This is a genomic window from Coprococcus sp. RTP31081st1_H1_RTP31081_211007 (assembly GCF_040227275.1).
Lineage (GTDB): Bacteria > Bacillota > Clostridia > Lachnospirales > Lachnospiraceae > Coprococcus > Coprococcus aceti.
This window is the reverse complement of sequence record NZ_JBEHVP010000001.1, coordinates 170,617-192,941: the sequence shown is the minus strand read 5'-3', so window position 1 is coordinate 192,941 and position 22,325 is coordinate 170,617. Positions and strand designations below refer to the sequence as shown.

At 41.1% G+C, this 22,325-nt stretch carries 26 protein-coding genes; 8 read left to right on the top strand and 18 right to left on the bottom strand.

The window, feature by feature from the left end:
* The 5 genes from yhbY to ABUA31_RS00855 all read left to right on the top strand — a co-directional run bounded on the left by yhbY (position 1) and on the right by ABUA31_RS00855 (position 3,167).
* Positions 1 to 288 (top strand): ribosome assembly RNA-binding protein YhbY, encoded by a 288-nt coding sequence (yhbY, locus tag ABUA31_RS00875; RefSeq protein WP_022216458.1) that lies wholly within the window; start codon positions 1 to 3, stop codon positions 286 to 288.
* 13 nt (positions 289 to 301) lie between these two features.
* Positions 302 to 925, top strand: coding sequence for a nicotinate (nicotinamide) nucleotide adenylyltransferase (gene nadD, locus ABUA31_RS00870; protein WP_055222654.1), 624 nt, complete (start codon positions 302 to 304; stop codon positions 923 to 925).
* 69 nt (positions 926 to 994) lie between these two features.
* Complete coding sequence (yqeK, locus tag ABUA31_RS00865; protein WP_082419750.1) at positions 995 to 1,573, top strand: bis(5'-nucleosyl)-tetraphosphatase (symmetrical) YqeK; 579 nt, start codon at positions 995 to 997, stop codon at positions 1,571 to 1,573.
* Between the two features lies 1 nt (position 1,574).
* Positions 1,575 to 1,925, top strand: coding sequence for a ribosome silencing factor (rsfS, locus tag ABUA31_RS00860; RefSeq protein ID WP_022216461.1), 351 nt, complete (start codon positions 1,575 to 1,577; stop codon positions 1,923 to 1,925).
* 54 nt (positions 1,926 to 1,979) lie between these two features.
* Entirely contained in the window at positions 1,980 to 3,167 is a 1,188-nt protein-coding gene (locus tag ABUA31_RS00855) for an HD-GYP domain-containing protein (RefSeq protein WP_055222651.1), read from the top strand.
* Positions 3,168 to 3,461: 294 nt separating this feature from the next.
* Here the strand turns inward: ABUA31_RS00855 and lexA are convergent, their stop codons facing one another.
* A complete protein-coding gene (gene lexA, locus ABUA31_RS00850; RefSeq protein ID WP_022216463.1) occupies positions 3,462 to 4,082 on the bottom strand; it encodes a transcriptional repressor LexA in 621 nt (206 codons plus the stop codon).
* Positions 4,083 to 4,395: 313 nt separating this feature from the next.
* Between lexA and yneA the strand changes: the two genes are divergently transcribed.
* The 3 genes from yneA to ABUA31_RS00835 all read left to right on the top strand — a co-directional run bounded on the left by yneA (position 4,396) and on the right by ABUA31_RS00835 (position 6,813).
* A complete protein-coding gene (yneA, locus tag ABUA31_RS00845; RefSeq protein WP_015534940.1) occupies positions 4,396 to 4,725 on the top strand; it encodes a cell division suppressor protein YneA in 330 nt (109 codons plus the stop codon).
* 273 nt (positions 4,726 to 4,998) lie between these two features.
* The gene (locus ABUA31_RS00840) at positions 4,999 to 6,063 is read left to right on the top strand and encodes a tyrosine-type recombinase/integrase (RefSeq protein ID WP_055144446.1); all 1,065 of its coding nucleotides are present in this window, start codon (positions 4,999 to 5,001) and stop codon (positions 6,061 to 6,063) included.
* A 30-nt stretch (positions 6,064 to 6,093) separates the two neighbouring features.
* On the top strand, positions 6,094 to 6,813 hold the full coding sequence (locus ABUA31_RS00835; RefSeq protein ID WP_161171783.1) for a tRNA 2-thiocytidine biosynthesis TtcA family protein: 720 nt from the start codon (positions 6,094 to 6,096) through the stop codon (positions 6,811 to 6,813).
* A 157-nt stretch (positions 6,814 to 6,970) separates the two neighbouring features.
* Here ABUA31_RS00835 and ABUA31_RS00830 read toward each other — a convergent pair whose 3' ends face one another.
* The 17 genes from ABUA31_RS00830 to mreD form a co-directional block, all read right to left on the bottom strand.
* Positions 6,971 to 7,585, bottom strand: coding sequence for a cytidylate kinase-like family protein (locus ABUA31_RS00830; RefSeq protein WP_238050269.1), 615 nt, complete (start codon positions 7,583 to 7,585; stop codon positions 6,971 to 6,973).
* 183 nt (positions 7,586 to 7,768) lie between these two features.
* Positions 7,769 to 8,692 carry an RluA family pseudouridine synthase gene (locus tag ABUA31_RS00825; protein ID WP_022216467.1) on the bottom strand — a complete coding sequence of 308 codons (924 nt, stop codon included), beginning with the start codon at positions 8,690 to 8,692 and terminating at the stop codon, positions 7,769 to 7,771.
* A gap of 3 nt (positions 8,693 to 8,695) precedes the next feature.
* The gene (gene lspA, locus ABUA31_RS00820; protein WP_118649144.1) at positions 8,696 to 9,214 is read right to left on the bottom strand and encodes a signal peptidase II; all 519 of its coding nucleotides are present in this window, start codon (positions 9,212 to 9,214) and stop codon (positions 8,696 to 8,698) included.
* A gap of 23 nt (positions 9,215 to 9,237) precedes the next feature.
* On the bottom strand, positions 9,238 to 10,323 hold the full coding sequence (gene aroB / locus ABUA31_RS00815) for a 3-dehydroquinate synthase (protein ID WP_015534937.1): 1,086 nt from the start codon (positions 10,321 to 10,323) through the stop codon (positions 9,238 to 9,240).
* 32 nt (positions 10,324 to 10,355) lie between these two features.
* Positions 10,356 to 11,072 (bottom strand): DivIVA domain-containing protein, encoded by a 717-nt coding sequence (locus ABUA31_RS00810; RefSeq protein ID WP_015534936.1) that lies wholly within the window; start codon positions 11,070 to 11,072, stop codon positions 10,356 to 10,358.
* 25 nt (positions 11,073 to 11,097) lie between these two features.
* The gene (locus ABUA31_RS00805) at positions 11,098 to 11,751 is read right to left on the bottom strand and encodes a cell division protein SepF (protein WP_015534935.1); all 654 of its coding nucleotides are present in this window, start codon (positions 11,749 to 11,751) and stop codon (positions 11,098 to 11,100) included.
* Between the two features lie 12 nt (positions 11,752 to 11,763).
* The gene (locus ABUA31_RS00800) at positions 11,764 to 12,459 is read right to left on the bottom strand and encodes a YggS family pyridoxal phosphate-dependent enzyme (protein WP_349818356.1); all 696 of its coding nucleotides are present in this window, start codon (positions 12,457 to 12,459) and stop codon (positions 11,764 to 11,766) included.
* A 22-nt stretch (positions 12,460 to 12,481) separates the two neighbouring features.
* Positions 12,482 to 13,888 (bottom strand): biotin/lipoyl attachment domain-containing protein, encoded by a 1,407-nt coding sequence (locus tag ABUA31_RS00795; protein WP_349818355.1) that lies wholly within the window; start codon positions 13,886 to 13,888, stop codon positions 12,482 to 12,484.
* Positions 13,889 to 13,982: 94 nt separating this feature from the next.
* Positions 13,983 to 14,402: a hypothetical protein gene (locus tag ABUA31_RS00790; RefSeq protein ID WP_015534931.1), complete on the bottom strand. Its 420-nt coding sequence runs from the start codon at positions 14,400 to 14,402 to the stop codon at positions 13,983 to 13,985.
* A gap of 73 nt (positions 14,403 to 14,475) precedes the next feature.
* Positions 14,476 to 15,471: a D-alanyl-D-alanine carboxypeptidase family protein gene (locus tag ABUA31_RS00785; protein ID WP_349818354.1), complete on the bottom strand. Its 996-nt coding sequence runs from the start codon at positions 15,469 to 15,471 to the stop codon at positions 14,476 to 14,478.
* A 52-nt stretch (positions 15,472 to 15,523) separates the two neighbouring features.
* The gene (locus tag ABUA31_RS00780; protein WP_022216472.1) at positions 15,524 to 15,919 is read right to left on the bottom strand and encodes a methylglyoxal synthase; all 396 of its coding nucleotides are present in this window, start codon (positions 15,917 to 15,919) and stop codon (positions 15,524 to 15,526) included.
* A 10-nt stretch (positions 15,920 to 15,929) separates the two neighbouring features.
* The gene (locus tag ABUA31_RS00775; RefSeq protein ID WP_015534929.1) at positions 15,930 to 17,093 is read right to left on the bottom strand and encodes an FtsW/RodA/SpoVE family cell cycle protein; all 1,164 of its coding nucleotides are present in this window, start codon (positions 17,091 to 17,093) and stop codon (positions 15,930 to 15,932) included.
* Positions 17,044 to 17,373 (bottom strand): cell division topological specificity factor MinE, encoded by a 330-nt coding sequence (locus ABUA31_RS00770; protein ID WP_015534928.1) that lies wholly within the window; start codon positions 17,371 to 17,373, stop codon positions 17,044 to 17,046. Before ABUA31_RS00770 ends, ABUA31_RS00775 begins: the two co-directional genes overlap by 50 nt.
* A 16-nt stretch (positions 17,374 to 17,389) precedes the next feature.
* Complete coding sequence (gene minD / locus ABUA31_RS00765) at positions 17,390 to 18,181, bottom strand: septum site-determining protein MinD (RefSeq protein ID WP_349818353.1); 792 nt, start codon at positions 18,179 to 18,181, stop codon at positions 17,390 to 17,392.
* A 25-nt stretch (positions 18,182 to 18,206) separates the two neighbouring features.
* Positions 18,207 to 18,911 carry a septum site-determining protein MinC gene (locus ABUA31_RS00760; RefSeq protein ID WP_055144455.1) on the bottom strand — a complete coding sequence of 235 codons (705 nt, stop codon included), beginning with the start codon at positions 18,909 to 18,911 and terminating at the stop codon, positions 18,207 to 18,209.
* Between the two features lie 46 nt (positions 18,912 to 18,957).
* The gene (locus ABUA31_RS00755; RefSeq protein WP_349818352.1) at positions 18,958 to 21,795 is read right to left on the bottom strand and encodes a penicillin-binding transpeptidase domain-containing protein; all 2,838 of its coding nucleotides are present in this window, start codon (positions 21,793 to 21,795) and stop codon (positions 18,958 to 18,960) included.
* A complete protein-coding gene (gene mreD, locus ABUA31_RS00750) occupies positions 21,795 to 22,304 on the bottom strand; it encodes a rod shape-determining protein MreD (protein ID WP_022216476.1) in 510 nt (169 codons plus the stop codon). The genes ABUA31_RS00755 and mreD overlap by 1 nt, the downstream gene beginning before the upstream one ends.
* Positions 22,305 to 22,325: the final 21 nt, after the last annotated feature.

The window sequence follows — 22,325 nt, the reverse complement described above, 5'->3', positions numbered from 1 at the left end:
ATGAATAGCAAACAGAGAGCATATTTAAAGGGGCTGGCACAGACCATCCAGCCTATACTCAACATAGGCAAATCATCACTCACACCTGAGTTCACAGAATCTGTTGCAGAGGCTCTTGAGGCGAGAGAACTAATCAAGATCTCTGTTCTCAAGAACTGTCTTGACGATCCTCGTGAGATAGCAGCTATGCTCGGTGAGAGAACCCACTCACAGGTAGTTCAGGTGATCGGCAGAAAGATCGTTCTGTACAAGGAGTCAAAGGAACATAAGAAAATCGAACTTCCATAGGGGGGAATAAGCCATGCTGGCACAAAAAGCAGGACATGTAGGTATACTCGGCGGAACATTCAATCCTATACACTATGGACATATAGAGCTTGGCGTACAGGCACTGGAACAGTTTAGACTGGATAAAGTGCTTGTGATGCCCAACAATAAGCCTGGTTATAAAGATATTTCCAACGAAGTTACAACAGATCACCGGGTCAACATGATAAAACTTGCCATAGATGGCATAAAAGGGTTGGAGTATTCTGATTTTGAGCTCAGACGTCCCGGGATCACATACACCTCAGATACGCTTGAGGCCCTTCATGAGTTATATCCTGACGTTCACTGGTATTTTATCATGGGCGGGGATTCCATTATGTATTTTGACCACTGGCACAGACCTGACATCATATCAAGGCATGCAACGCTGCTTGTCACAACAAGAAGTGGAGCTTCTGAGGATATGATCAACGACAAGATAGCAAGCCTGCACAGCCTGTTTCCGGCTTCTGATATCCGCCGGGAGTACATCCACCAGCACGATATATCCTCAAGTGATATAAGAGCTGCTGTGCGGTCAGGAGAAGATATCAGGGATATGGTTCCCGACAGCGTGATAACATATATCAGGGACAATGGTCTATATCACGTTTGATCTGGCAGGTATAACAACATATATTGAATATTACTTATACTTGAACATTTGCAACAGATAGGAGATAAGATGAACAGATTTGAGATGCGTGAGCGCCTTGAAAACAAGCTCACAAAGAAAAGATTTGAACATTCACTTGGTGTGGAATATGTATCAGGCTGCCTGGCCATGGTTCACGGAGCAGATGTGAACAAAGCTTTGACTGCCGGACTTCTACATGACTGCGCCAAATGTCTGCCTGCAGACGAGAAGATAGCAAGATGCCAAAAACACGGACTTCCAATAAGCCAGGTCGAATTTGCTAACCCTGAGCTTTTACACGCAAAGCTGGGAGCATATTACGCAAGAGAAAAATACGGAGTTGACGATGAGGACATCCGATCGGCTATAGAATTCCATACCACTGGAAGACCGGCTATGTCGCTTCTGGAAAAGATTGTTTTTGTGGCTGACTATATAGAGCCGAACCGTAAGCCTTTGCCGGAGATAGATGAAATAAGAAATGAGGCATTCTCCGATATTGACGCTTCGGTGGCCCACATATTAAAGAATACTTTAACTTATCTGGACAGTGGCAGCTGTGGAGACACGGACGAAATGTCTGTCCGGACATATAAATATTATACATCATTGAACAGTGAGGACTAATATGGCAGATTCCAGAGAGATGCTCAAGATAGCATGTGCTGCTCTTGAGGATAAAAAAGCATTTGACATTAAGATCATAGACATAAGCAGAATTTCAACCTTATGTGATTATATAGTGATAGCTGACGGAACAAATAAAAAACAGGTTCAGGCACTCAGCGATAATGTTGAGGACAATATGCACGAAGCTGGATATTCCCACAAGGGAGTGGAGGGATATTCTGAAGGTGGATGGATTTTGCTGGATTATTATGATATAATAATCCATATATTTTCTGAAGAATCAAGAAGATTCTACAACATAGAGAAGATATGGAGTGACGGAGATATTGTATCTCTGGACAGCATATAAGATATTCAGTTTAAAATAAGATTTGGTTGCAAGTAAGAATTTGGGGATTAAAACATGGAGAGTAACAGGCTATTAAGCGACAATTATATCAAGATCAATCATATTGCCTCCAAATGTATGAGGCTTTTTGCTATATTGATACTTTTGTACTGGGTATTTACATATATTGGAGGGCAGTGCAATATAGTGCTCCTGTGTTCCTGCATGGGAGTATGCTGTATTCTGACCCTTATACCTACGATTTTTATTGATCTACTTAAGAACAATGAGGGCAAATGTATAAAATATGTGGTAATTGCATTGGCTGTACTCATATGCTCCATACTCAATACAACTTTATCGTACACAGCTATGATCGTCTGGATATTTCCTATGCTTGTAGCTTCCCTTTATTATAACAAAACAATGGTTCTCTATACTGCGCTTTTATCTACAGTCGGTGTATTCGCTGCAGATATAGTCAATTACAGATTATGTGATCTTGTTATTCCACCCGCACATGATGATTTTGCTGACAATATGATACTGGTCATAGCGCCATGTGTTATAGCCATTTTTATCATGTCATTTGTATCATATTTCATAGTATCAAGAAACTCAACAATGCTCAATAATGTTATAGACCATGCTGAAGAGGTCAAGACTAATCAGAAGGAACTCATATATGCGTTTGCCGAGCTCTCAGAGAGCAAGTCAAAATCAACAGGTGAGCACATCAAGAGAGTTGCAAAATACATGGAGGTTCTTGGAAAGGCATCCGGTTTTGATGACGATTATGTTGACATGCTTTCAACTGCAGCCATGATGCATGATATCGGCAAACTGATGATCAGCGAAGAAATACTCAACAAACCTTCCCGTCTTACAGATGAGGAGTTCGCCATTATGAAGAGTCATGTATTATATGGCGACGCACTTCTCTCAAAATGTCCGGGACAGATCCTTCAGATTGCAAGAACGATCGCCAAGGAACATCATGAGAAGTGGGATGGCTCTGGATATCTGCATATGAAGGGAGAAGAGATCGCATATATCAGCAGGCTTATGGCTGTATGTGATGTATTCGATGCCCTTACATCAGCAAGATACTACAAGAAAGGCTGGTCTATGGAGGAGGCTTATACCGAGATAGTAAGCCAGAGTGGTAAACAGTTTGATCCAAAGGTGGTATTATTATTCCAGGCTCATTTCAAGGAATTCAAACAGATAGCAGAACAGAATGCTGATAAGCACATATACTAAAATGTGATCACTTAAAAATAGGCTAAATATACATTAAGCTAATAGGCTAAAAAACTGTTTTTTATGGTTTTTTAGCCTATTTTTGTTGAATTTAGGCTTGAAATAAGCTAATTAATTGGTATAATGTAATTAACAAGTTGATATAAATTAACTATTTTGAAGTTAATTTACTTTTAATAAGTTCCCTCTTAAAAATATGACATAAATTGATCCCCAGGTCATATACGTAAATGTTGCTGACGTATGTTGACCTGGGGATCTCTTTCTTAATGGATTTATTATATTATATTATAATTACATCTGCCTAAATAATCCGATAACCTTTCCGAGTATATCGCAGTGGTCTACGATAATTGGATCCATATAATCATTCTCCGGCTGAAGTCTTATATGACCATTCTCCTTAAAATATCTCTTTACTGTAGCCCCGTCATCGATAAGTGCAACCACAATATCACGATTGGAAGCAGAAGAGCATTGTTCAACAATAAGGAGATCACCATCGTTGATTCCGATGTTGATCATACTTTCGCCCTTAACGCGAAGCATGAATGTCTGATTATTGGTGTTATGTAAATATTCCGGTGGAATAGGAAAATAATCCATAATATTCTGTGTGGCAAGGATAGGAAGTCCCGCTGCAACCTGTCCAACAACAGGTATATTAATAACCTCACGCCTTGACAATGCAAAATCATCATCTATTATCTCTATAGCCCTTGGTTTTGTTGGATCACGCCTTATATACCCGTTCTCCTCAAGAGATGCGAGATGAGCATGTACTGATGATGTAGACTTGAGTCCAACAGCCTTGCAGATCTCTCTTACTGAAGGTGGATAGCCCTTCTTAAGCTGTTCTTCCTTGATATATTCCAAAATCTCTGTCTGTTTATCAGATATCTTTCCTTTTCCCATGTATATTGAACCTCCACAAATAAATTCTATTTAACATAATCTGTTATATACAAAATATGATAGCACATATGTTCTGATATTGCAAACGAATGTTCTGTTTTTAATTTTGCTTTGTTTTGAATATTCTTGACCGGATCTATTCTTTCGTGGGAATAAAAATGGACACTTGATAGTGCATAATATAGGAGTATTAAGGATTCAGAGTTACAATACGAACTGCAGTCGTACTAGTGTTCGAAAATCACTTGACAACAAAACATCTGTTCGATATAATACAAACATAGTAGCAAACATACGTTCAGGAGGGATAGAGATGAATAGATTATTTAATTTCATTAGCAATAAAAAGGTGACAATAATTGTAGCCATAATCATAGCAGCAGTATTATATGTTTCGATCACACACATGGATGCATCCGAAGCTGATGCCACCAATGCCAGCACCAAGTATTACACATGTATATCCGTTGAGTCTGGCGATTCACTTTGGGATATAGCTCAGAAGTATATGACTGATGAATATACATCAACCCAGGATTATATCGATGAAGTTGTCTCGATCAACAATCTGAACAACGATTCATCGATAGTAGCCGGAACCAACCTGGTAATACCATATTATGAAGTGACTGATCTCAATTAAACAAGGAATTAGATGTTCTTGATAAACGCATATAGATTCTATTAAATGATAGATTCTATATGCGTTTTCTGTTTAGATTTTTGCTTAGAAAGTCGTAAGAATCAGTGAAAGCAGTGCAGTTGGAATGTATTTTGGTCTATATGTTTCTATTCGCTAAACTCAGGTTTTACGAAAAAATATAGCATATTATATTAGATTATGCTATAATCCATTTAGTCATATACATGAATATACCCACAAATTAACATATATCAGGAGGTTTCAAATATAACGATGCCAGCCAAGCCATACAACAAACAGGTCGATGAGAATAATATATTATTGCTCAGAGATATTCTTTCCGAGTTACCACAATACGCAACGATCGCTTTTCGTGGAATTGAGAATACTACATCCACAAGAACACGCCTTGGTTACGCCAGGGATATAAAAACATTCTACGAGTATTTATGTGAAAATAACCCATTCTTTCGTGATAAAACTCCACTTGATATTACTACTGAGGATCTCAGCAGACTTGAGGCCGAGGACATCGAGGAGTTCCTGCATGCCATGAAGCTTTACACTAAAAACGGACGTACATACACCAACGGTGAACAGGCGTTAAAACGCAAATTATCTGCACTCCGGGTATTTTTTGCATACCTGTATAAAAACGACCGTATAAGCTCAAACGCTGCAGAAAAGGTCGACATGCCAAAGATACACGATAAGAAAATTATACGAATGGAGCCAAACGAGGTTGCAGATTTTCTTGATAATGTTGAGTATGGCAGCGGCCTGACTGAACGCCAGAAAAAATATCATGAGAAAAATAAAGTCCGTGACCTGGCGCTTTTATCACTTATGCTCAGCACCGGCATGCGTGTATCCGAATGCGTTGGAATTGATATACGTGACGTTGATTTCGATAATATGCGGATTAAGATCGTTCGAAAAGGTGGCAAGGAGGCATACGTATACTTCAGTGATGAGGCAAGTGAAGCTTTGCTTGAATATCTTGATGAAAGGAAAAAATTGATACCGGAAAAAGGCCATGAGGATGCGTTATTTCTGTCCGGTCAATTAAAAAGAATATCTGTCAGATCAGTTGAGAATATTGTAAAAAAATACTCTCTTACCTCCGTTCCTTTAAAGCATATAACACCTCACAAACTCAGGAGTACGTTTGGCACTGAGCTTTATAGGGCTACAGACGACATATACCTGGTGGCGGACGTATTAGGCCACTCGGATGTAAATACAACAAGAAAACACTACGCTGATATGGATGAGGACAGAAAACGTCGTTTCAGGAACGAAGTACAGCTTCGTGAAAAACGCACAATTAAACCATAATAATATTATGTTAACTTAAGGAGTATTTTTATGAAATCACAAAAGCTTTTATCATATACAAGACGAGCTATAACTGATTACGATATGATCAGTCCCGGTGACAAGATAGCCATAGGAATATCCGGAGGCAAAGACAGTCTGACACTTTTATATGCAATGTCCAAACTGAAAAAGTTTTATCCCATACCATTTGAAATTGAAGCTATAACCGTAGATCTTGGATTTAAGGATTTTGACACGTCCAGACTTAAGGAATATTGCGAGTCACTTGGAGTCAATTATACGGTTTGCAAAACTCATATAGGCGAGATCGTTTTCGATTACAGGAAGGAACCTAATCCATGTTCACTCTGCAGCCGTATGCGTAAAGGAGCCTTCAATGATTGTGCTGCAGAACTTGGCTGCAACAAGATCGCATATGCCCATCACAAGGATGACGTTATAGACAGCTTCCTGATGTCCATGCTGTATGAGGGGCGCATTCACACCTTCTCTCCTGTCACTCATCTGGAGAAATCAGGTGTCACACTCATAAGACCTCTTATATACGTCCTGGAAGGCGAAATAAGAGCATTTGCACGCGCCAACGATCTTCCAGTCTGCAAGAACCCTTGTCCCGCTGACGGCGTCACAAAGCGTCAGGAAAGCAAAGACATTATAGACGAACTCAAAGTACGCGTGCCTGATGTAAAAGATCGTATATTTTCCTCCATCGAGGGTGCCGGAATAGACGGATGGTCAAGGCACTGATTAATAGCTTATGGATATAAAAAATAAATCCAATCACAAAACAAAAATGACAGTAAGCGTTTAACAAACAACCTACTGTCATTTTTTATATACAAGATTTTATAATAACATTATTATGATGATATATTACAATTTTCAATAATAATCATGACTGAGATCAATAATTATTTACAATGTCATATAACAGATCTATCGTCTTATCTATGCCGTACTTCGAAGTATTGATACATATGTCGTATCCCTTCATCTCGCCCCATCTCTTGGATGTATAATAGTTGTAATATGAAGCTCTGGCCTTGTCTTCCTTCTTGATCATATCCTTGGCCTTCGATTCACTTATGTTGTACTTCTTGGCGATTCTGGCTGTTCTGTCATCCATGTCTGCATACAGGAATATATTCACCACGTTGTCCAGATCCCTGAGTGCGTAATCAGCACATCTGCCGACAAATACACATGAACCATCTTTCTCTGCAAGATTCTTGATGGTGTCAAATGCCGCAAGGAAAACTTTGTGGTTGAGAGGAAGCTCTGTTGAACTGCCAAATCCCAGTGAATATGGATCCATCACCAGTGAGTAAAGAAAGCTATTCGTAGGCTTTTCGTCAAAGCTGTCAAAAATCTCTTCACATATTCCACTGTTCTTTGCTGCTTCTTTAAGTAACTCCTTGTCGTAAAATGGTATGTTCATCTTTTCTGCAAGAGCTTCTCCGATCTGCTTGCCTCCACTTCCGAACTGTCTACCTATAGTAATAATCTTCTTCTCTGCCATAGTAACCACTCCCATCTTCTCGTATTCTCCATGTAAAAAATATCAAAATATATTACTTATGTACAAAATACTTAAATTCCTATATGGGTTATTATAACATTTATACAATAAACTGTAAATAAAAAAGTATAGACAATTGCACGTAATTTGTGACAATTGTCTATACTCGTTTGTTACATTATATTAATTTAACAGTTTTAACTTCTTTATAAGATCTTCAAAATATTCCGGCAGATCAGCCTTGAACTCAACGTATTCCCCGGTTGAGGGATGTTCAAAACCGAGAATACCAGCATGCAGCGTCTGTCCCTGCAGCTTAAACGGACATTTCTTCGGTCCATAAACTTCATCCCCAAGTATGGGATGTCCAATGGATGCCATATGAACTCGGATCTGATGTGTCCTGCCGGTCTCAAGCTGACACTCAATAAAGGTATACTTTCCTCCAAAACGCTCCAGAACCCTGTAATGTGTGACGGCATGTCTGCCATTTCTGGTATTGATCGCCATCTTCTTCCGATCCTTAGGACTTCTTCCGATCGGCGCATCCACAGTACCATCATCCTGTGCGATATTTCCATGGACTATGGCATAATACTTTCTGGTTATACTATGCTCGTGAAGCTGCTCAGATAATGATCTATGGGCATTATCGTTCTTACACACCACAAGTACACCTGTTGTATCCATATCTATCCTGTGAACGATTCCCGGCCTGAATTCTCCATTTATACCGGAAAGGGAATCCTTAAAATGGTACATCAGTCCGTTGACCAGAGTCCCACTGTAGTGTCCCGGTGCCGGATGGACCACCATTCCCTTTGGTTTATTCACAAGTATCACGTCATCATCCTCATATATGATGTCGAGCGGTATATTCTCAGGCTCAATGTCAATGCTGACCGGATCCGGCACAGATATATCAAAAATATCTCCGGTACGTACACTGTAGCTCGGCTTTGAAGCCTTACCGTTGACCTGAATATATCCGTCATCAAATAACTTCTTTATGAAAGATCTCGAATAATCGCTGAAATACCCGCTGAGAACCTTGTCTATTCTTTTCCCTGCCCAGTCGCCGCTGGCTTCGATGTTATATTCTTCCATATACTATTCCTGTCCATCTGTCTGTTTTTGGTGTATGATCTCTGAGAGCTCATCATCCTTATACTTGAACAGCACCAGAATAACTATAACAATAAAACTGCATGTGACAAATATATCTGCGACATTGAATACCGGGAAGTTAATAAGGCAGAAGTCAAACATGTCAACCACATATCCACGGGCAACTCTGTCGATCATATTGCCGACAGCTCCCGATATGAGAAATACCAGTGATATCCTGAGCGGTGTATATTTCTTTTCCTGATTGTCTGCAAGCCTGATGTATACATATATAGCCGCAAGCAGGATCACAAATGTTATCGCAAGCAGGAAAACGATCTTACCTGAGAAACTTCCCCAGGCTGCACCTCTGTTCTGAACATAGTTGAGCTGGAAAACTCCATCGATTATTTTCCTTGTCTGTCCAACCTGAAAGTTGGTTGATATGAGATGTTTCACCAGTTGATCTAAAGCTGTAAGAATAATAATGGCAAGTATAGCCATCGGTATTCTCTTTTTCATAATATCCGTTCCTCCTTTGAATATCAATGCCACTCAAATGCCTTTTTCATATCATCAGGAACGACATTGGTATTGATATATGCATCGCCAATAGTGTGAAGAAGGATAAATTTTATCTTGTCCCCAACCATCTTCTTATCGTTCTTAGTGTACTCTATGACAGCATCTGCATCGACAGGGTAGTCCTTGAGAGTAGGGAAACCAAACATATCAAATGCATGTATGATCTTATGAAGCTCGTCCTCTGTGATGTCACCCCTATTGTATGAGATAACAGACGCAAGGCAGCATCCGATGCCGACACATGCCCCATGACTCAGCTTAAGGTCGAGGTATCTCTCTATGGCATGTCCAAGAGTATGTCCAAAATTGAGCAGAGCTCTGTCGCCCTTCTCCGTAGGATCGTTCTCCACAACAACTCTCTTGATGTTGCAGCTCACCCTGATCATCTCCATCAGGACATCCTTATCCCTTGCAAGTATTCTGTCGTGGTTTTCTATAAGCCAGTCAAAATATGCAGAATCCTTTATGAGTCCATGTTTTATGATCTCACCCATTCCCGAAATAAACTGCTCATCGGATAACGTGGTGAGTGTTGACACATTGATATACACAAGCTTTGGCATGTGAAAGGCTCCTACCATGTTCTTATATGAATCAAAGTCAACGCCTGTCTTTCCACCAATACTGCTGTCCACCTGTGCCAGAAGACTTGTAGGTATCTGTACAAAGTCTATGCCTCTGAGATACGTTGCAGCAGTAAATCCGGTTATATCGCCCGTCACGCCGCCTCCAAGAGCCACCAGAAGATCTTTTCTGTCAAACTTTGCAAGAATAAGCTTCTCGTAGATCATCTTTACTGTATCAAGATTCTTCTGAGACTCACCGGCCTCAAATATAATAGATATCAATTCTTTGCATTTTCCATCAAGCTGATTCCTGATCTCATCGAGATAAAGAGGCGCAACATTACTCTCTGTAACGATGCATACCCTTCTATCAGCAATTCCCTGTCCGGCTAAAAGCTCAGGCAGGGAATTAAAATCGTTTGCAAAGAAAATGTCATAGATTGGTTCATCATTCAGATGAACTGTGAGTGCATTACACATATAAACATTCTCCATTAGTATAAAATATATTGTTAGTTTCCAAATGGATTAACAAATGACTTACCGCCAAGATTCTTTGTGTATACAGACGAATCACTTGTAACACTTCCGCCACCGGCACCGCCAAGTGTTGAATCACCCATGGCTGAGCCGCCTCCTGATCCGAGAGTTGATTCCTCGCGGCCCTGTGGATCGCCGTCATAGGAGTTCATAAACGAATTCATAGCTGCGCTCTGTGTCGACTGTGAATAAGAAGCATTTGAACTGCCCTCGCTTAATACATCGTCGAAATTAAGTCCCATCTCCTCATTGATAGGATTCTGGGCAAGGTAATTCATATGGGCTTCCATCAGAGCCTTGAATGCACATACATAGTCCTTGTACTGCTGTTTTATTCCATCAATACTTCCCTCTATGCGCTCAAGCTCCTCCCTGGCCTCCTGCACTATATTATTAGCCTTGATCTTGGCATCATTCTCTATCAGTCTCGCCTTATCAGTGGCGTTCTTTGTAGACTCCTCAGCATTCTTCTCTGCTAGCATGAGAGATTTCTGGAGCTTTGACTCGGTTGTTCTGTAATGTACTAAACTGTCAGTCAGAGTTTTCACCTGATTGGTAAGATCTGCATTGGACTTATACAGTTCTGTGTAGCTGAGCACAACTATGTCAAAAAATGCATCTACATCTTTTCGCGCATATCCCATTCCATGCGTGAACTTCTTCTGTTGTAAATCAACTGGTGTAAGCATATGTAATCCCCCGTAAAAACATATATTAATAAGTTGCCTTACTTGAAAGAGTTTCCCCCTGAAGAGATCCTCCAGCCAATTCCTCTCTTAAATCACCAGATACGTAGGTTCCATTAGGTGTGGCAAGGAATATGTTGCCCGAAATAGCCTGAAACAGACCATCCACAGCATAACTTGCTCCTCCAATGAAATCCGCTATTCTCTGTGCAGTTGGAAGATCAAGATCCTCCATGTTTATTACGATTATCTGTCCTCGATTGAGATGATCGATTATCATCTGCGCATCGTCAAACTCGTCCGGCTTGATAACAAATACTTCACTGTCATCCATTGCTCTGGATCTGCTGTTGATCGATACGAGCTTTCCATTACCTGCTCCTGACTGCTGACCATGAGAAGATCTTGCAGCTTTTGATCTGGCCGATCCATTGTCAGATGATGCAGAACCTTTGTACTTATTAAAGGACTTGAGCGGTGAAGCCTTCACTCTGGACTCTGTCTGAGGCGCATCGTAATCATCCTCATCATCGTACTCATCGTCTAAGCGATCGTCCATATCGTCTTCATCTTCATAGTCATCTTCATCTTCATCAAACAAATCATCATCAAAGTCATCGTCGCTTGAATCACTTAATTTGAAATAATCAAGAAAACTTTTCTTTGTATTTCCCTTTGCCATGATTGTTCTCCTTTAAATATTATAATTTCTGGCACCGAATATTCCCGTGCCAACTCTAACCAACGTTGCACCTTCTTCAACTGCAACTTCATAGTCGTTTGTCATACCCATCGACAAGACGCTCATATCGATATTATCAATGCTTTTAGATTGTATGTCAAGTGATAAATCTTTCAATTTGCGGAAATAGACCCTGTTGTCCTCGGGATCATCCACAAATGGAGCGATAGTCATAAGACCCTTAACCCTGATATGAGGGAAATCTTTTATCTCCTGGATAAGCGGAAGTACCTCGTCGCATGACAGTCCAAATTTTGTTTCTTCCTGTGCAACATTTACCTCAATGAGAATCTTGACTGTGACATCATGCTTTGCAGCCTCCTTCTCAATGGTTTTGGCAAGATTTAACGAATCAACGGAGTGTATCATACACACCTTATCTACAATATATTTTACCTTGTTCGTCTGCAGGTGACCTATCATATGCCAGTTTACAGGTCTTGAGACATTCTCGTATTTGTCCACAAGCTCCTGAACCTTATTCTCACCAAAATCAACGGCATTCGTATCACTGAGCAATTCCTCTATATCTGACAAAGGCTTTGTCTTGCTAACGGCAATCAGAGTGACATCCTCCGGTGATCTGCCGGCCTTTTCACATGCCCTGACTATGTTCTCTTTTACTTTTTCGTAATTTTCTTTAAGCATATTATCATCTCCTGTGTCTGTACTATTGATATATAAGCTCTCCCTCTTTCATGGAATGTCCGTCCAGTAATATTCTGTCATATCTGGATATTCCATATGAAAGATCCGGCTTGATGATCGAGTAATCATCACCCGATACGATAACCTCTATTCTTCTGAATTCCGCAGTTCCTCTTGATACACACAGAACACCATCCATCGTATACTTGGCGGCTGTGGCAACGGAAAATGTCTCCTTGGAATTATTCTTCTGCAGTACCGCATCTGAATCTATACTTGACGGATCAACATAACAGAATCTCTTGTCGGTAAAATATATTATCGGTGATATCTGTTTTATTGAAGTGCTTCCCGAATTGCCATATGTTACCTGATTAAAATGAGTCAGATCTGAATCACCACTGCCTCCTGTCAGGTAATCCACAGGTATCATATATACATCCTTTGTTATTACGGATGAAGCCGGTATCTTCAGACCGCTGGATTCCTCGAACATGAAGTTGATGTCCAGAAATCTTTCATTTACATACTGCGCGATATATTTGTTGAATGATACCACTATATAATAATGACCATCTTTTTCGATCTTATCGTATGTCGATCTAATCTTTCTGCTCGAATTATTGATGGTAAATGAAGCGTATTCATTCTGTGTAACCTTGTCAAATTCATCCTTGCTGAGCGATATGGCAATATTCCATTCCTCATCGTTGATAAGCTTACATACAGCGCTGCCCGCAGAAACCTGGCCATCTGACTTGAGTGACTGTTTTGTATACACAGTTTTATCAAAAAGCTCAGGTGTCAGATTCTTCACATCGACGCTCTCATATCCATCCTGATAGTATGTGACAAGTCCGCTGAATGGCGCCTTCTGGGCATCAAGTGAAAATGATGAAGAACCATTGCTGACCTGCTCAAGAGCAAGCTCCTCATAGAGCTCTAAAAGCTTGTTGTCGATGCTTGTCTTGAAATTATATACATTACCAAAATTGGATGCCGAAAATCCATTTTTGAACATCTTTATCTGATTGTTCAGACTTGTGTAATCTGCGCTCGTGAGAAGTGCTGAACCATTCTCCTGCATGTCGCTCATTGCTGCCTGCATGGAGCCCGAGCTGTCAATGGCATATATATTTGCACCCTTGGATACCTTCTCGCCATCTCTTATATAGTAGCATGGTGTTCCCGTCGCCGAGGCGTTTATGACAGTCTCACTTCTTACCGCAAGCCCTGTAGCCGTGAAATCAGTATCGTACGTACTCTGCTCAACCGTGAATATTATCGGATCAGAATCATTAACATACGCAACGACCCTGATGAGTATATATATGAATACGAGTGCAAAAAGGAATGTTCCAAAGCCCGGCATTTTGAGCTTTGGAAGTTCGATCTTTGTCTTTTGTTTTTTTCGTTTTATTGTCGCCATAATATGTCTCCCGTAATTTACTCTGGCACAGAAAATGGCTGGCAACATACATATGCCAACCACATTCTATCTGAAATATAAGGCGGCATCCAGCTTATAATGCCGCAATAACGCAGTCCTTGAAATCCTCTGGTACGTCATTGACATCTGTTGCCAGACAGATCACTATATCAACATTGAACATATCGGATATGTTCTTTATCTCGTCCAATGCCTCAACGATATGTGACTCTCCAACGTATGCAACCGTCTTAAAATTATCTATATAAATCTTCTCAATATCACTGTTCTGGGAGATTATTCCTCGCACGAATCCGGTGAACGAATCCAGCTTGCTAATTCCATAGCTTGTACAGTTGATCATCTTGACTCTGTTGCTGAGCTCATAGAGATGCTTGTTGTTATTATCAAGAAATACTACCGTACCGGAAACAACCTTTACTTCATTGTTGACCTTATCTATCAGTGCCTTTGTCTTTCCCTTACCCTTATCTCCTGCAATAATGTGAATCATTTTTCATGCCTCCTGAATCTTGATGTAAAATTTATACAAATAATGTCCGTATCATATATGTCAGATACACACATCACTTTGCCTTATTTATAAGTTCAGTCATGGCGCTGTACAGTGCCTCTTTTCCATCTGCTCCGGCTACAAGAGCAATATACTCTTCACCGGTGGAATCGTTCTTAAGCTCCATGATAAGACAGTTGAGTGCCTCCTCTGTGGTTCCGGTCTTCCACGAACCTATCGAGTATCCATCTGGAAAATTTACCTCACCAGTTAAGAATTCATTTGTCGGCTCTATGGTTACCACCTGTTCATTGCCATCTGCATCCGTGTATGTGAAATCATATGTATCAAGTGAATCTATCACATACGCAAGGTCATGCTTTGAAAATTCCTTTATTATAAGATACAGATCATACGCTGTAGTGTAATGGTCATCGTCGTGAAGTCCATGACAGTTGACAAAGTGGGTATTTGTAGCACCGATCTCCTTCGCCTTTTCATTCATCATGTCACAAAATGCTGATTCGCTGCCGGCTATCAGCTCTGCAAGTATAACACCACAGTCATTGTATGATGTTATCATGAGACCGTACAGCAGGTTCTTGACCGTCAGGCTGCAGCCTCCGACCAGGTCACTGGCCATGGCATCCCAATCGTCAAATGTTACCTTTCTGTTGAGAGTTACCACATCGTCAAGGGATATATCTCCCTTTTCTATGCTCTCCATAACGAGTATACCTGTCATGATCTTGGTCATACTTGCCGGATATATCCTTCCATGTACATTATGGGCCACTATGGTATCCTTGGTCGTCTCATCGACAAGCATAGCGGCATAACATCCGTTGTAGTTTGCGGCATCTATCTCCTCGCCCTGTGCTATCACAGCGTTATCGTATGCCATTCCGAGCTCCCCATACACCGGAAGATCAGGCAACACACCTATGTCGAGCTGTTTTCCAGCTTTGTAGGTCTTGCTTCCGCAGCCGGTCAGAAGGACCATCGACAACACAAGTATCAAAGAGATACTTCTTCGCATGTATTTTCCTATTCTGCTTTGATTAAACATAATATAACCTCCGAAATATATTCAACAGCCTGATAACGGTGCTGAAATATATTTACTTGTAGAATTCACGCCAGTCAAGATCTCCTCTGTCAAGTGCCAGTATAAGAAGCTCGGCAGTTGCCAGATTAGTCGCAAGCGGAATATTATGTGTATCACACAATGTAAATATGTTGTTTATATCAGGTTCATGATTCTTTGGATGAAGCGGATCTCTCAGAAAGATGACCATATCGATGTCATTGTTCTCTATCTGTGATCCGAGCTGCTGCTCACCGCCAAGATGTCCTGCAATATATTTGTGAACTGTAAGATTGGTAACCTCCTCAATAAGTCTTCCGGTAGTTCCTGTTGCGTAAAGCTCATGCTTATTAAGAATTCCTCTATATGCTATACAGAAGTTCTGCATCAGTTTTTTCTTAGCATCATGTGCTATCAAACCAATATTCATGAAAATCCTCCTAATACTTTTTCTTTTGCAAATTTATATTGAGAACCATGCCCATTCCGGCACACAAACTGACGAGTGAACTCAGTCCGTAACTTATGAATGGCAAAGGTAATCCCGTGTTCGGAAGTATGGATGTGGCAACACCAATATTGATAAATGACTGGATGCTGACCAGTGCTGCCATACCTGTTGCTATATACATTCCCTTTTTATCACCGGAACGCCTAGCAACCCTAATACATTGTAACACTATGAGCAGTAAAATTGCAATAATAATAACACTTCCGATGAAACCTAATTCTTCTCCCACTGCCGAGAATATAAAGTCTGTCTGTTGCTCAGATATGAGATTTGTATCTTTTACGGTTGCCACATCAGAGCTGTTGATCCCCTTACCGGTCAACTGTCCCGATCCTATGGCCATGATCGAGTTGTTCTGCTGATCCTGGGTGGATCCGCCTCCATACATATGTCCAAGTATACGCTGTCTCTGATATCCGTTCAGAAACTGAGGCAGGTTGTCCTGCTGGATATACCAGAAGAAGCCTCCAAAGAATGGTATGAGTATCAGTACCGCAATACCTATTATCTTGAGTGAGAGCCCCGCTATAAATATGACTATAAACAATGTTGCACATATACATATCGTGGTTGAAAGATCCGGCTCGGCAAATATAAGTCCGATCGGTATTGCAAGGAAAGCTGCAAGCTTCAGCAGCGTCTTTGCCGTGTTCAGATCATCCGCATGTTTTTCAAGAAAAACAGCCGTGCAGATTATCAGTATTATCTTGGCAAACTCTGATGGCTGTATGGTAAATGAATCGGATATCTGGAACCATCTGCTGGCTCCATGGGAATCCGCACCTGATCCTACCACCAGTACAAGTCCCAGCAGCACTATATTTGCAGCGTATAGTACCATATAGTATTTGCATATGAAATTATAGTCTATGAGTGATACTATTATCATTCCCAGTATACACACCCCGGCACCGATCAACTGCTTTGTGAGTTTTGTCTCATCTACGCTCACTATGATCACAGTACCCATGGCCATGGCTGCTATTATCAGGAAAAACAATTTGAAATTGTAATCCAGTATACTGTATTTTTTTTGATCCTGATCAAGACTGAATTGTTTTAAGTTCAGTTGATCCTTCTTGAATAAGTTCATAATTCACTGATCCTCGTCCTGTTGTTCTGTATGTATATTCGTTATCCTTCTTCTCTGTATCCACGCTTAACAATGGAATATATGCCACTAGCATACGCTCCTTGACCTGGATATCGATATCTGATTCCTTTACATTGATGTATCTGTCTATCTCCTGCTTTATGGTATGCTTCATATCGTCCAGGAAATCCGGATTACACCCTATCCTGTCTGAAGCCAACATGCTTATAAGCCTTTCTTTGGCATAACTTCCTGTGTTATATAAATATATCTTATTCATCCCCATATTCCTCCCTTCAGGCTCTTTTACGTCTGAAAAGCGAACGCAGTGAGCGGTTCTTCCCTGAATAATAATCTTCAACTTCAAGGGAATCATCCACTATCTTTCTGCATATATTCATATATGCATGTCCCGATTTCGTGTTGCTGCACACGACCGGTTCTCCTTTGTTTGTCGATATGACTATGTCCTCATCGTCGGCGATCACTCCAAGCAGATCCACTGCAAGTATATCAACCACATCATCGACGGACATCATATTGCCCTTTTTGACCATATCATATCTTATCCTGTTGATTATGAGGTGCTGTTTTTCAATTCCATACGCCTCGAGCAGACCGATTATCCTGTCTGCATCCCTTATGGCCGAGACCTCGGGAGTTGTCACTATGACAGCCCTGTCAGCAGCAGCTATGGCGTTCTTAAAGCCCTGTTCTATACCGGCCGGGCAGTCAATGATTATGTAGTCATACTCGTCTCTTATCTCGTCTATGAGCTTGATGATCTGTTCCGGGCTGACCGCTGTCTTATCCCTGGTCTGCGCGCAAGGCAGCAGGTACAGATTGTTGTAGTTCCTCGCCTTTATAAGAGCCTGCTTATATCTGCAGTTTCCCTCTATTACATCTATCAGATTATAGACTATGCGGTTTTCCAGGCCAAGCACAACATCCAGGTTTCTGAGACCTATATCTGTATCTATCATCACCACTCTGTTCCCGAGGGACGCAAGACCGGTTCCTATGTTCGCCGATGTGGTCGTCTTGCCAACTCCGCCTTTTCCTGATGTAATAACAATAACTTCACACATAATAAAAATCCTCCTAAATTTACTATCATATGTAGGTTATATTTATAATCCCTTCATCATTCGTAGCTATCATTGGCATTCTTTTTGCACCCGGAAGTCTGATTCCTGTACTTTTCGCTTTTCCTATCTGCAAAAGCTGTGGGCACATTCTCATCGCTATTATGAAATTGTTTCCAGCCGCCAGCTTACCCGCTATGGCAGCTCCCGCCAGTTCCCCAACGACCACGATATTCTTACCGGATACAACCCTGGCATCCCTGGCAACATCTCCGAGGATAATGACATTTCCCCTGATCTCAAGGGTCTGCTTTCTCCCTATGTCGCCGCGGAAGATATATGGTCTTTCATTGTCACTGTGCGTTTTAGTCATATCCGGCAAAGCCATACTGACTTTTGCCTGTTGTGGTTCACGATCCCCATCATCCCGGACACCGGAACCTGTATATTGATCTATGTCAGGTTTAGCTGCAAATCTGACATGAATCTTATCAATGCTGTTTAAAAAACTGATTATCTCCTCCGTGTCTCCACGCTCCAGGGTACATCCCCTGAAAGATATACATACAGTTCCTTTTTTCTGGAAGGCACTTATATTATCGAGGATCCTGCAATACAGATCGCAGCAGATATCATTTACAGACATAGCCGCCGGTACATAGACAACTATGCCTGATCTGTCTGCCTTGATTGATAATCTGTCCATACCATCCATATCATCTGCTCCTGTCATATTATTTCCTACACACAGGTTCTGTGATATATCTTTGGTATCTCAATTAATCTGACATCTGGTTGTTTCCTGTTATGTCAAGCGTATCAAGCTTGTCAGGGTCATACATATATGCGTACACCATTCCGGCAAGCTCCTCTGCGTTACCCGATGTATATCCATGTGGAATAACACATGTTACACTGACCTCAGGGTTCTCATAAGGCGCAAATGACACAAACAATGCGTGATCCGGCCTTGTGGTATCCTCCTCTGCTGTTCCCGTCTTGCCGGCAACATTGACATTTATCTGATTTATAAGAGCCGATGGACTTGTGTGTTCACTTACCATCTGACGCATTCCCTGTTTTATGACCGCCCACTGGCTGTCCGTCAGATCAACTGTATTCTTAGGAACGTTGCCACTCTTATACACTGTTCTTCCATCTATATTTTTTATCTCGTTCACCAGTGTCAGGTCATAACAGTTGCCCTCATTGGCGATGGTTGTCACATATCTGGCAAGCTGGACAGGCGCATAGTTATTTGTACCCTGTCCGATAGAAGAACGTACCGCATCAGTATCTGACACATGCGGATCCATCTCTTCTATCTCCACACCTGACTTCTGGTCAAGTCCAAATAACGAAGCGTACTTCTGTATCTTATCTATACCCTGTGCATCCTGATATACTCCCTTGCTGTCTGTGGCAAGGCGGTATCCAACCTCATAGAAGAAACCGTTACACGATACCTCTATGGCGTCAGCGAGACCAAGCGTTCCGTGTCCGCTTCTGAGCCAGCAGGCCGGTGAAGGAACAACCTTTGAGAATGTACCGTAATCAGTTATAACTGATCCAACGTCTATAACGCCCTCCTGCAGACCAGCTGCAGCAATGAGCATCTTGTATGTGGAACCCGGTGCAGTTCTCTGCATGGTTGCACGATTGTACATAGGGGTCGTCTTATCTTCTGTTATCTTGGCATAATAGTCAGGATCGATCACATTTGTGAGCTTGTTGTTGTCGTAGCTTGGGTAGCTTACCATAGCCCTTACAGTTCCTGTCGCCGGATCGACCACCACGATGGATCCCGAGCATGGGTCAAGAGCAAGCATGGCAGGTGTTATCTCAAGCTTTTTGATCTTTCTGTAAATAAATTCAAAATTGCTGAGGACACCTGACGTAAATTCCTCGTAATCTTCGTCTGTTGTACTATTAAGGATTCCCTGGTCGTATAACAGGTATATTACCTGGGAACCTGTTATTTCACCTGATAATATCATATATTTGAAGACTCGTTTGTCGAAATCGGAGTCATCCTCAAATTCTTTGAGTACATAATCGACAATAACATTGTATATCTCATCCGTATCATAATAATCACTGCTTGTCTGAATGCCGGTTATGTCTATTACTCCCTGGCTTATGCAGTATTTCAGATACTCATATAATGATATCTTGTCATTTACATAGTTGTTATATGTGTCACTGTCCTTATCCACTGCACTGCTGTCATATATGCCGTTTGAGCTCAGCGTCTCGCATATAAACTCCATATAATCCTTGTACTGATCCGAAAGATTATACAGTTCCGTGTGACTGCTCTTCAGAATGTCCGAAAGCGCATTGAGTGTGTACTGCTTGCTTGATACAAATGTGTTGTACACATTCTTTTCATTGTCAGTTGCATTCGCAGCATTAAGGGCCTTTATGTCTATAATGTTGTTGTCAAAGAATGCCGAGTACACATCCGTTATAGGTATATCCTCTTTCTCCTTGGATGTCGTCACGTTTTTGAGATTTGCAAGGAGAATATACGACAATTCCTTTTCAAGTGCGTTGTAGCAGTATTTCTGAAGATCAGAGTCAAGTGTGAGGTAAATATCGTTTCCTGCAACAGAATCAGTCTTTTCTATAATCTCAAGGACTTTTCCCATGTTGTCAACGTACATCTTCTGGGAACCGTCAACACCACGAAGCTGATCCTCGTACGACTGTTCCAAACCAAGCTTTCCAACCATATCATTGGAATCATACTGCTGATCCTCGTCAAGCTTCGCATTGTACTCCTCGAGCTCCTCATTTGAAATGTTGCCGATATATCCGATTATATGCGAAAAATATATTGCATCATTGTATACTCTGTTTGATTCAATACTCACATCCATTCCGAGCAGTGTATCCATATTCTCAGTTATCGCAGCATAGCTCTGCTGACTTATATTGTTGGCGATATCCACTGTCATGTACTGCTGGTATCTGTTGAGCCATACCTCATATCTCACGGCAAGGATCTTGAGCACATAGGCATCCGAATAATCACCCGAGATATTGAAAAGTTCATCACTTCTCATATAGTCAAATACTTCCCTTGCTGTAGCATTCTTCTGTGCATCGGTGAGGGCATCAACTGAGCTTGCACCATAAACATTCATATAAAATGTATTGAGCTGTGAGCCGCTTATCGTGAATTTCATGTTGCCATTTGCATCCAGCTTGATCGGAAGCTCCACGGACAGACTGTCTCCATTCTGCTCAAGTATAAGTATCGTCTTATAAACTATCTCATTTCTTAGCTCATTGACCGACATATTCTTCTTGTCTGCCGCCTCAGTGAGGTCTGCATTGCTGGTGAAACTCAGATTGTATGAAGATTCGTTATATGCAAGCAGTTTTCCGTTGCAGTCGAAAATCTTTCCTCTGGTGGCCTTGACCGACACCGTCTTAAGTGATTTGTACTGGAAGCTGGACTGATATTTTTCTCCATTTATGATCTGAAGATTAAACAATCTGTACACAAGCACGCCTGACAGGCACAAAAAAAACAGAGTGACATAAAAAATACGGCTCTTTAACTTTTCTACTATAAAATCTTTGATTATCTCTAATATATCTCTGATCACTATGTCTCACTTCCTTTTTCAGCGCGCTTCAGCCGCTTGTTTATAAAGACAAACAGCTTGAATACTATCATCGTAAGTATGGCTGTGTATATCATATCCGGCAAAATAATATCCTTCATGTACAGCCCAAAACTTAGTCTGTTACGCATTACAAAGAATATTATAAATGTTATGAAATTAAATATGAAATCATCAAGTGTTATGATGATGATAGGCAGCAGTACATCCTCCACGAGGTACAGTCTGTGGAAAAATCCGTTACAGTATCCAATGAGCATATATATGATCATAAAAGGGCCTATGGCAAAGCCAAAGTACAGATCATATAAAAAGCCACAGAAAAATCCCACCAGCATTCCCTCTTTTCGACCTCTCATAAGTCCAAAGGACACCGTGAGGATGAGCATCAGATTGGGAGTCGCACCCGCAACTGAAATATATGGAAAAAGTGCTGACTGAAGCACAAAACATATTATGATTAATAATCCAAGTGTGATAACTCTTCTCAATGTCTGTTTAACCTCTTTACT